At 63.0% G+C, this 10760-nt stretch carries 9 protein-coding genes; 2 read left to right on the forward strand and 7 right to left on the reverse strand.

Annotated features, from left to right (window positions below):
- Window positions 1–14 precede the first annotated feature (14 nt).
- The 7 genes from BIO17B3_RS10750 to BIO17B3_RS10780 form a co-directional block, all read right to left on the reverse strand.
- Window positions 15–1085 carry a porin gene (locus tag BIO17B3_RS10750; RefSeq protein WP_156054049.1) on the reverse strand — a complete coding sequence of 357 codons (1071 nt, stop codon included), beginning with the start codon at window positions 1083–1085 and terminating at the stop codon, window positions 15–17.
- A 242-nt stretch (window positions 1086–1327) separates the two neighbouring features.
- Window positions 1328–2134, reverse strand: a complete 807-nt coding sequence (locus tag BIO17B3_RS10755) for a carbohydrate ABC transporter permease (RefSeq protein ID WP_156054050.1) — start codon at window positions 2132–2134, stop codon at window positions 1328–1330.
- Complete coding sequence (locus BIO17B3_RS10760) at window positions 2131–3030, reverse strand: carbohydrate ABC transporter permease (RefSeq protein WP_156054051.1); 900 nt, start codon at window positions 3028–3030, stop codon at window positions 2131–2133. The genes BIO17B3_RS10755 and BIO17B3_RS10760 overlap by 4 nt, the downstream gene beginning before the upstream one ends.
- A 61-nt stretch (window positions 3031–3091) precedes the next feature.
- Entirely contained in the window at window positions 3092–4393 is a 1302-nt protein-coding gene (locus tag BIO17B3_RS10765; RefSeq protein ID WP_156054052.1) for an ABC transporter substrate-binding protein, read from the reverse strand.
- On the reverse strand, window positions 4372–5523 hold the full coding sequence (locus BIO17B3_RS10770) for an ABC transporter ATP-binding protein (protein WP_156054053.1): 1152 nt from the start codon (window positions 5521–5523) through the stop codon (window positions 4372–4374). Before BIO17B3_RS10770 ends, BIO17B3_RS10765 begins: the two co-directional genes overlap by 22 nt.
- Before the next feature lie 67 nt (window positions 5524–5590).
- Window positions 5591–7303: an iron ABC transporter permease gene (locus BIO17B3_RS10775; protein WP_156054054.1), complete on the reverse strand. Its 1713-nt coding sequence runs from the start codon at window positions 7301–7303 to the stop codon at window positions 5591–5593.
- Complete coding sequence (locus BIO17B3_RS10780; protein ID WP_156054055.1) at window positions 7303–8334, reverse strand: ABC transporter substrate-binding protein; 1032 nt, start codon at window positions 8332–8334, stop codon at window positions 7303–7305. The genes BIO17B3_RS10775 and BIO17B3_RS10780 overlap by 1 nt, the downstream gene beginning before the upstream one ends.
- A gap of 101 nt (window positions 8335–8435) precedes the next feature.
- Here BIO17B3_RS10780 and BIO17B3_RS10785 point away from each other — a divergent pair, with 101 nt between their 5' ends.
- On the forward strand, window positions 8436–9494 hold the full coding sequence (locus tag BIO17B3_RS10785; protein WP_156054056.1) for an ABC transporter ATP-binding protein: 1059 nt from the start codon (window positions 8436–8438) through the stop codon (window positions 9492–9494).
- Window positions 9495–9595: 101 nt separating this feature from the next.
- Entirely contained in the window at window positions 9596–10732 is a 1137-nt protein-coding gene (locus tag BIO17B3_RS10790; protein WP_156054057.1) for an ABC transporter substrate-binding protein, read from the forward strand.
- Window positions 10733–10760: the final 28 nt, after the last annotated feature.

Here is a 10760-nt window from a genome sequence, read left to right on the forward strand (position 1 = left end):
TCAAAAGGAATGAATTAAAAGGTGTGCTTCATGCCAAACATCAGGCCGGAAGAGGTCGATCCGTTCGGGCCCATTGGGGCATCATTGCCGATGCCAACCGTATACAGCGCATTGGCGTCGTTGCTGATGCGCGAATAATTGGCATACAGCATGGTGCGCTTCGACAGGTTATACCAATAACCAAGGCCGATCTGTTTTGCGCCCGCGTTGGCCACCGTATCGTTCTTGATCTGGGTATAAGATGCCAGAATGTTGCCCGGGCCGACGGGAACCGACGCACCCACCATGAAATACTTGGTTTTGAATATTTTTCCAGACGCCGTCGGGGTGATGACGGCGCTGTCCGGGCTATTCTGGCCGTAAAGCGCGCTCAGTGACAGGATGCCGAAGTTATATGCGCCAGAAACACGCATATCCTTGACCGTGGCATTGCCATTGATGTCATTGACGCGCGTGGTTTCCAGACTGACGCGCACCGGGCCGCTCAGGTAGCGGGCACGCAGGCCATAGCCGCCGATGGTCTTCGAAGCGGTGCTGGAGGTCAGGCCGGAGCCGTCACCGAAAGCCAGTTGCGCGCCGATGTCGAACCCGCTGAACGAGGGGCTGTCATAGGTGATCGACTGGCTGAAGCGCACCGGAATCCACTTTTCCGGCAGGTTGCCCACCCCAGCCACCGTGTTGTCGGTGAACGGGTCGAAGTCATACAGGTCGAGGTCGGAATAGGTGTAGTAACGGCCCAGGCGCAGGGTGCCGAAACCACCTTGCAATCCGACCCACGACTGGCGCTGGAAGAAGCCGCCGCCGGAGCAATAGCCGCCGCTGGTCAGCGGGCCGCCTTGTGCGCAAATACCGGTTTCAAGCTGGAAAATAGCGTTTAATCCGCCGCCCAGATCTTCTTTGCCTTTCAGGCCAATGCGCGAGTTGCTCACGCCGCCTTGCGACATATTGGTGACGGTCGACGAGCCGCCATTGTCATAATGCGCAATACCCAAGTCCATCGTGCCATAGAGTGTCACGCTATCGGCTGCAAATGCGGCGCCGGAAAACAGGCCGGCGAGTGCCGCGGCCATGAGTGTCTTTTTCATTCGGTTCTCCTGTAGGAAAAAATTGGGGTGAGACTTGCGTCTCACCCCTCTAAATATTGCTGACGAAACAGGTTCGTTCACAATCGCCCTGGAGAGGCTGGAATGAAATATAGAAACAGATTTTTTTCCGATAATGACAAAATTGTTATTTTGCGCTGTAGTCGCAGTTTAGCGACGTTTTTTTGATGTCACCAAAATGACACTTTTTTGGGCTAGCCGATATGTACCGATATGTTTCAAAACTATCGAATGCCTGCGCGCATGAAGCTCTGCACAAAGTGCCGTTGAAACAGCAAGAAGGCGACCAATAGCGGGGCCGAGGTCATCAGTGCGGCGGTGCTGATGAGGGGCCAGTCCACCCCCTGATCTGCGGTGGAGAACACCTGCAAACCGACAGTCAGCACGCGGCTGTCGGGCGAGTTGGTGACGATCAGGGGCCAGAGAAAGTCGTTCCAGTGATAGCTCACCGACACCAGGCCATAGGCCACGAGCACTGGCCGGGCCAGCGGCAGATAGACATGCCAGAGCACGGCCAGCGGGCCAGCGCCCTCGATGCTGGCGGCATCGACCAGTTCATGCGGCACGCTTAAAAAAATCTGGCGCAGCAGAAAGATGCCAAACGCAGAGGCGAAGTAGGGCAGGCCGATGGCGAGCAGGTGGTTGATCAGGCCGAGCTGCGCCATGGTGTGGTAGTTCTCAACGATGAGCATATTGGGCATGACCAGCAGTTGCACCATGACCAGCGCGAACAGCAGGCTGCGCCCGGCGAAGCGGTAGCGGGCAAAGGCGTAGGCCGCCAGCACGCACACCACAAGTTGGGCGGCCAGAATGAGCGTGACGACAAGGAAGGTGTTGAGAAAATAGCGTGCGAACGGTGCGGCTTTCCAGGCGCGGGCGAAGTTGTCGAGGGTCAGGGGCGCCAGCAAGCTGAAGTGCGCGACATCGGCGGCCTGATGAAAGGCGGCCCATAGCGCAAACAGCAGGGGCATGATCCACAACAGCGCAAGCGCCCAGGCGCTGAGAGTCAGCAAAGAGGTGGCGGGCTTCATTGGTAGTGCGTGCGACGGCCCATGCTGGCGAACTGCACCCACGACGCCAGCCCGAGGATGGCGATGAGCACCACCGTGAGTGCGGCGGCGTAGCCGGTGTCCCAATACTGGAAGGCGTTTTGGTAGATGTAATACAGCAGCAGATTGCTGCTGTTGTCGGGGCCGCCGTTGGTGAGCACGAACAGCGCGTCCACCAGGCTGAAGGCGCCGATGACGGCGTTGATCAAAATGAACAAGGTGGTCGGCCCGATGAGCGGCAGGGTGACGCGGTGGAACACCTGCCAGGCCGACGCGCCTTCGATGCGGGCGGCATCGATCAGGTGCTGGGGAATGTTTTGCAGCGCGGCCAGATAGAAGATCATGAAAAACCCCGCCTGCTTCCACACGGCGACTACCGTGACCGCCCACAGCGCTGTGGCGGGCTCGCCCAGCCAGTTGCGGCCGGGCAGGCCGAGCCCATGCATGAACTGGTCGAGCAGGCCATAGCCGGGGGTGTAGAAAAACAGCCAGATGTTCGCGGCGGCCACCAGCGGCAGCACCGTGGGGGTGAAGTAAGCCATGCGCGCCAGCGCCCGGCCGGGAATGCGCGCATTCATCAACAGCGCCATCAGCAGCGCGAGCGCAATCGAAGCGGGAATGGAGACGAGGGCATAAAGCAGGTTGTTGCGCATGACCTGGCGAAATACCGGGTCAGCGAGCATCTGGGCGAAATGCCGCGTGCCCACGAATTGGGTGGGTTGCTGGCCGCTGGGCGTGGACATCACGCTCTGCCAAAGCGTGGAGAGAGCCGGGTAGAGGGTGAACGTGGTCAGCAGCAGCAGAGCCGGCGCGAGCAAGGCCCAGGCGAGCAGGGTTTGGCGCCAGGCGCGGCGAGCGCCTTGCTTAGGGTTGAGCATCTTGGAAGGGAACAAAACAGCGCGGCGGCACGACGCGGCGGCCGCAGCGCGTTGGGGACGATCAACTGTTGCGATAACGGCGCAGGATGCCTTCGGCCGTGGCCTGCGCCTCCTTGAGCGCAGCCGCCGGGGTTTTCTGCGCGGTGATGGCCGCTTCCAGCCCGTCGTTGAACACTTTGGTAACCCGCTGGTTGTCGTGCGTGGACAACTCGGGCTCGGCGTATTTCAGTTGGTCGCGGGCGACGGCGGCTTGCGGGAAACCGGCGACGTATTCCTTCAGGCGCGGCGTCTCCCAGGCCGCCGGGCTGGTGGCCACATAACCGGTCTGGATGCCCCAGTCTGCCGCCATTTCCGGCGAAGTCACCCAGCGGATGAAGCGCAGGGCAGCGGCGCGCTCGGCCTCGGTGGTGTTGTTGAAGACATAGAGGTTGCCGCCGCCCGTGGGCGCGCCGCGGCGCTTGTGCTGCGGCAGCATGGCCACGCCAAAGTCGAACTTGGCGTTGGCTTTGACGTTGGTGAGGTTGCCGGTGGTGGTCCACATCATGGCGCAGCGGTGCTGGAAAAAGTCTTGCGGCGTCGTGCCCCAGTTGATGATGCCCTCGGGCATGACCTTGTCGGTGCGCGAGAGTTTGACCAGATAGTCGAGTGCGCCGATGGTTTCAGGTGCGTCGAAATAAGTGGTTTTGCCATCGGGCGAGGCCAGGCGCGCCTGACCGTTTTCGATGGACAGTCCCTGAAACAACCAGTAGGGAAAGCCGGAGGTCGGAATTTGCAGGCCCCAATCGGTCGGGCTGACGGGGTTGTGCAGTTTGGTCAGGCGTCGGGCCATGTCGCGCATCTCGTCCCAGTTTTCCGGCGCCTTGTCGGGGTTCAAACCCACGGCCTTGAAGGCGGCCTTGTTCCAGTACAGCACGGGTGTCGAGCGCTGGAAGGGCACGCTCCAGGTCTTGCCTGCGACCTGCGAGTTGGCCAGAAAAGCGGGATAAAAACTCTTGAGCCAGCCCTTGTCGCCGCCAGCGAGGTCTTCCGCAGAAACCAGCACGCCCTGGTCGAACAGGGTGAACACATCCACCGCGAGCGCAACGGCCATCTTCGGCGCGCTGCCGCCGCCGCTGCGCAGCGCGGTCAGTGTTTTGGTGATGGTGTCTTGATAGCTGCCGGTGTAGATGGGCTTGACGACCACGTCCGGGTTGGCCTTGTGGAACTGCTCGGCGTAGCCATCGAGAATCTTGGCGATCGGCCCGCCCACGGCGACGGGGTAGTACATCGGCAGTTCGATGACTTGGGCGGCGCGCGCCGATGGCAGTACCGACGCGCTGAACAGGGGAAGGGCCGAAGCCTTCAGGAAATCACGACGTTGCATGGTGCATCCTCTTGAGTTTGTGAACGGTGGAGAAAATCGGTGGGTGCGGCGAGGTCGAGGCGTTTGCCGCTTTGTGGGTCGAACAGGCAGAGGTCTTGCGGGCTCCAGCCCAGTGGCAGGGTCTGGCCTGCGGCGTACTGCGCCCGACCGGGCAGGCGGGCGGCAAGGGCGTGAGGGCCCAAATGGCCGTTGACGATGCTGTCGGAACCTTGGTATTCCACTGAATCGACGCGCATCAGCAACTGGGGATGATGCGCGGCGGGGTTGGCCCACAGATGCTCGGGGCGGATGCCCAGGGTGAGGCTGGCGCTGCTGTCGATTGGCATGACTGGCTGCACGGCGGGCAGCATGACGGGCTGCTGCGTGCCTGCGATGCGCAGCCCATGCGCGCTGGGTTCGAGCGGCAGCAGATTCATCGGCGGCGAGCCGATGAAGCGTGCGACAAAAAGGCTGTTCGGCCGCTCGTACAAGGTCGCAGGCACGGCCACCTGCACGATGCGCGCTTCGTGCATGACCACCACTACATCGCCCATGCTCAGCGCCTCGGCCTGATCGTGCGTGACATAGACCACGGTGATGCCCAGCTTCACCGCAAGCGCCTTGATTTCACGCCGCATGTCCTGCCGCAGCTTGGCGTCCAGATTCGACAGCGGCTCGTCCATCAGGATGATGCGGCGCCCGCCGATGATGGCGCGGCCCAGCGCCACCCGCTGCTGCTGTCCGCCCGAGAGCTGAGCAGGTTTGCGCGAAAGCAGCTGATCGAGCCCCAGCAAAGCACTGGTCTGCTCCAGACGCTGCTTGCGCTCGGCAGCAGACACGCGGCGCAGTTGCAGTCCGAACTGCAGGTTGTCCGCCACGCTCAGATGGGGAAACAGCGCGTAGCTCTGGAACACCATGCCCAGATCGCGGGCCCCGGGCGGCAATTGGGTGACCTCGCGCCCATGCAGATGAATGCGCCCGGCGTCGGCCTGCTCGAACCCGGCAATCAGCCGTAGCAGCGTGGTCTTGCCGCAGCCCGAAGGGCCGAGCACGACGACGAACTGCCCCTCTTCGATGTCGAGACTGAGGTCATCCGTCGCCAGGTGATTGGGAAACCGCTTGGTCAGCCCCTGCACAGAAATAGAAAGCATGATGCAAGGCTAGGAAACTCTTGTGACATCTGAATGACGTCACATTGAAAGTAGCTGGGAGCGAGCATCAGGCCCACGGCAGAGACCCTTTGGGTAGCCGCCTGGAAAGCGTCTGCAAGACGCCAAGCAGTCCGAGCACGGCCACGATGGTGAGCACCGACAGCGCGGCGGCGGCGCCGGTAGAGCCACCTTCCTCGAAGTTGTAGATGAGCACGCCGAGGGTTTCAGAGCCGGACGACCACAACAGGGCAGAGACGGTGAGTTCGTTCAGCGCCATGAGAAAAACCAGAATGCCGCCGCCCAGCAGCAGAGGCGCAGCTAGTGGCCAGACGATGGTGCGCAGGCGCATGAACAGCCCGGCGCCGCAACTGCGTGCGGCGTCGTTGAGTGCTGGGTCAAGCCGCGATAGCCCGGCCACCACCGGCTTGATGGCCAGAGTGAGAAAGCGCAGCAGATAGGCGTAGAGAATGATCCACAGCGAGCTGTAAAGGCTGATGTGCAGCACCGGCAGCGGCGGCAGCAGCATGAGAATGGCGGCCACGGCGACCACCGCTCCGGGCAGCGCGAAGGGCAGATCGGCCAGCGCTGCCAGCGCGGCGGTAACGCGTCCTTTGTCCCATACCACCAGATATCCCACGGGCAGGGCGATGGCGGCGGTCAGTGCCGCGGCCCATCCGGCCAGCCACAGGCTGTTGCGCAAGGCGGTGCGCACCATATCGTCACCGAGCAGGCTTTGGTAGTGTGCCCAGGTCAGGGTCTTGGGCGTTAGCGGCAGACCGTAGATCGAGACCAGCGAGGTGGCGAGCAAAGCCAGCGCCGGGGTGATGAGTACGGCGATGAGCAGCGCCCAGGCGGCCGCGGTCAAGGTCGTTTTCCAGCGCCCGAGTGTGATGCAATAAGGACTGGACGCGCCGCTGAGATGCCCCTGCCAGCGTCGCTGCAGCAGCCCCTGTGCGCCCAGGCCGAGCAGGGCCAGAGCCGCAGCGAGCAGGCTGAGCTGCGCCACGTCGGACAGCACCGACAGGCCGAAGCCCGAGAGCTTCTGGTAGATGAGGGTGGACAGTACGGTGTAGCCCACCGGCGTGCCCAGCAATGCGGGAATGCCGAAGTTGTCGAGACAGGAGACGAAGCTCAGCGCCGCACCCGCCAGCACGCCCGGCATCAGCACCGGAAGCAGCACGGTGCGCAGCCGCCACAAGGAGCAGGCGCCTGCGCTTTGCGCGGCTTCGATGAGGTCGCTCGGCAGACTGGACACACCGGGCCGCAGGGCCAGGAATACCAGCGGCGTTTGCTGTAGGCCGAGCAGCAGGGTGATGCCCGCCAGACCGTACATCGGATTGGACGACCCTGGCGCCGGAGCGAGGCCCAGGGGCTTGAGCAGCGCGCTGCCCGGCCCGAGCAATTGCGCCCAGCTCATGGCGGTGATCTGCGGCGGAATCATCAGCGGCAACAGCAGCAGAAAGATCAGGCCGCGTTTACCGCGCAGGTCGGTGAGGCCAACGAGCAGCGCATAGGCCGTGCCGAAGACCACGGCCACCGCCGTGCCGCCGAGCGAGACGATCAGACTGTTGACTGTGGCCTGAAGCGTGTCGGGGGCGATGAGCCGTGTCCAAGCGGCAGCCAGCCGCCAGCTGCCATCGGCCCAGAGCGCTTGCTGGCCGATGCGCAACAGGGGAAGCGCGACCAGGGCTGTCAAAACCGCGCCCACGCCCAGAGCGAGCGCGGTTTCAGCGCGCCACTGGAGGCGCCGGTGGGCGCGCATCCAGACGGAAAAACGCATCAGACGAACAGGGCGCTGAAGCGTTTTTTGTCGGCTTCGACGGTGTCGAGCGCGCGGTCGGCGTCCACGTTGAGCAGCTTGAAGCTGCCGAGCTTGGGGAATCCGAGTGGCGGGGTGATGCCCGCACGGGCCGGCATCATGCCCTGGCGGGCGACGAGTTCCTGGCCCGGCGCCGAGAGGCAGAAATCGACAAAGGCGCGCGCGGCATCGACATTGCGCGCGGTCTTGAGCACGGCCACCGGCTCGGTGACGGCAGACACCCCTTCTTCTGGAAAGACGAAGCGGATCGGCGCGCCCTTCTGCTCGGAGCGGATGGCGAGAAAGTCCACCAGCGCGGCGTAGAGCTTGGCGCCGCTGGAGACGTTTTTGAACACACCGCCGTTGCCGCCCTGGGCGATGGCTTTTTGTTTGGCGAGCATGTCGTAATACTTCCAGCCGAGGTTGGGATGCTGCGTGAAAGCCTCGACCATGACCATCGCCGCGCCGGAGTAAAGCGGGCTGGGCATATCGATCTGTCCCATAGCCTCGGGTTGCTGTAAATCCCACCAGCGCTTGGGCACCATCTTTGCTGCGGTGTTGTAGGCAATGCCAGTGGTAATGAGTTTGGTGCCATACCAATATCCGCCGGGCTCGCGCAACGAAGCGGGAAAGCCCTCGAAAGGCGCATCCTTGTAGGGCTGTAGACGGTCTTCGCGTTTGAGTCCGGCCATCGCCAGCTCGTCGGCGATGAGCAGCACATCGGGCTGCGGCGCACCGGCGGCGAACTCGGCGCGCAGCTTGGTCAGCAGCTGCGTGGTGCCATCGCGCACCCAGCGCACTTTGACATGGGGATGGGTCTGCTCGAACGCGGCCACGGTTTGTTGCGCATCCTGCAAAAGCTGGCTGGTGTAGAGCACCAGATCGCCCTTGACGGCGGTATTGGCACGGGCGATGCCCAGCGAAAAGGCACTCAGCCCAAGGCCAAGCCCGGTGGTGAGAACCTGGCGGCGGCGAGCATTGAGGAGGATGTGTGAACGTGTTGTGTATTGCATGATGCGAGTCTTGGGTGGTCTAACAAAGCCGTGAAGCTATCCGCGCAACATGACCGTCATGTGTCAACAGACTGCCATGTTCGTCGCCTAGCATGCGCCGCATGACGGCAATTTCCCTGCGCGCCTTGAGCAAGCGCTTTTCACAAGGCGCCACGGCGCTCAATCAAATCGATCTCGACATCCGCAGCGGCGAGTTTCTGGCGCTGCTCGGCCCGTCGGGCTGCGGCAAGACGACTTTGCTGCGTCTGCTGGCCGGGTTCGAGTCGCCCAGCGAGGGGGTCATCCAATTCGATGACGCGGTGATCGCCGATGCGCAGCGCAGCGTGCCCGCAGAGCGGCGCGACGTGGGCATCGTGTTCCAGAGCTACGCACTATGGCCGCACCTGAGCGTGGCGGAGAACATCGCCTATCCGCTGCGGGTCAAGAAGTTGCCGAGCGCGCAGCGGATGCAACAGGTGGGCGCTGCGTTGGAGCAAATGGGGCTCGCGGCATATGCCTCCAAGCGGCCTGATCAGCTCTCCGGTGGACAGCGGCAGCGTGTGGCGTTGGCGCGCTGTCTTGTGCAGCGCCCGCGACTCACTTTGCTCGACGAACCGTTGGCCAGCCTCGACGTGCACTTGCGCGATCAGATGATGGACGCGCTGCGCGACTTTCACGCCGCTTTAGGCGGCACGCAGATCTACGTGACCCACGATCAGCACGAGGCCATGGCGCTGGCCGACCGCATCGCCGTGCTCAATGGCGGACGGTTGGAACAGGTCGGCACTCCGCAGGATCTGCACGAACAGCCGCAGTCGCGCTTCGTGGCGGGATTCATCGGGCGTGGGCGGATTCTGCCCGTGCAAACCGGCCCGGGGGGCCTTGCGCGCTGCGCTGGCCTGTGCTTTCCCGTGGACGCAGCGCAGTTCTCGCACCTGGCTGATGGCATCAGCGGGCTGGCACTGGTGCGGCCAGCCGCAGTGCGTCTGACTGAAGGAGCCGCAAATGCCCTTGTCATGCGGCATCGTTACCGAGGGCAGGATCATGAGCTGGAACTGGCCTTGTTCGGTGCGCCCGAAAGCCGCTTGCTGTGCGATCACGTCCAGCGGCTGGCGCCTGGCAGCGAGGTGCGGGTCGAGGTGACGCACGGCTGGCTCGTCGGGTCGCCAGCGGCGAAATGAATGGGCTAAAGCGGTTTTTTGCAGCAAAATAAACGTCATCAATTCGTCACTTCCCGGCCTTACGCTCCGTTGTTTTCTTTGCCTATAACTTGGAGTCACTCATGACCAAACGTTCGCACGATACTCGCCGTCATTTCCTCAAACTCACTGCCGGTGCTGCGGGCGCCAGCCTGGGTTCGGCCCTCATTCCGGGTTTTGTCGGCAACGCGTTTGCCGCTGCCGCCGCGCCGACGAACAAGGGGCTGATCGCCGCAGCCAAGGCCGAAGGCAAGCTCAATGTCATCGCGCTGCCGCCGGACTGGGCTAATTACGGCAAGATGATTGCCGAGTTCTCCAAGATGTACGGCATCAAGGTCAACAGCGCCTCGCCGGACGCCAGCTCGGCGCAGGAGCTGCAGGCGATCAAATCGCTCAAAGGCCAGAGCCGCGGCCCGGACGTGGTGGATGTCGGCCCCGCCTTCGCGCTGGCCGGGGTGCAGGAAGGGCTGTTCCAGCCCTACAAGGTGGCGACCTGGGCGAGCGTTCCCGACAACATGAAAGATGCCGGTGGCCTGTGGTGGGGCGACTACTTCGGCGTGGTGTCGTTCGGCGTGAACCGCAATGTGGTGAAGAACGCGCCGCAAACCTGGGCCGATCTGCTCAAGCCCGAATACAAGGGCATGGTGGCGCTCAACGGCAGCCCGTTGGGCGCAGGTGCTGCGTTCGCCGGGGTGTTTGCGGCGTCGCTGGCCAACGGCGGCTCGCTCGACAATATGCTGCCCGGCGTGGAGTTCTTCGCCAAGCTGGCCAAGGCCGGTAACTTCAACCCGTCCGATGCCACTTCGGCCAGCCTGGTTTCGGGCCAGACGCCCATCGTCGTCAACTGGGACTATCTCAACATCGCTCAGGCCAAGAAAGAGGCCGACAAGGTCAAGATCGACACCATCATCCCGACGGACGGCAAGCCCTATGGCGGCTACTACTGCCAGGCCATCAGCAAGTTCGCCCCCAACCTGAAGGCAGCGCAACTGTGGGAAGAGTTCCTGATGTCCGACGCGGGTCAGCTCATCTACCTCGAAGGTTATGCGCACCCGGCGCGCTTCAACGACATGGTGGCCCGCGGCGTGATTCCGCAGTCGCTCATGGCTGAGCTGCCCCCGGCCGCGGCCTACAAAGAAGTCGTGTTCGCCGACAAGGCGCAGACCGAAAAGGCGCAAGGCGTGCTCAAGGCTGACTGGGCCAAGATGGTCAAGGTGTAATGCGGCAGGCATCTGATGCACCGGCGGG

Origin of the sequence: Thiomonas sp. OC7, from assembly GCF_900634595.1 — a bacterium.
GTDB lineage: Bacteria > Pseudomonadota > Gammaproteobacteria > Burkholderiales > Burkholderiaceae_C > Thiomonas > Thiomonas arsenitoxydans.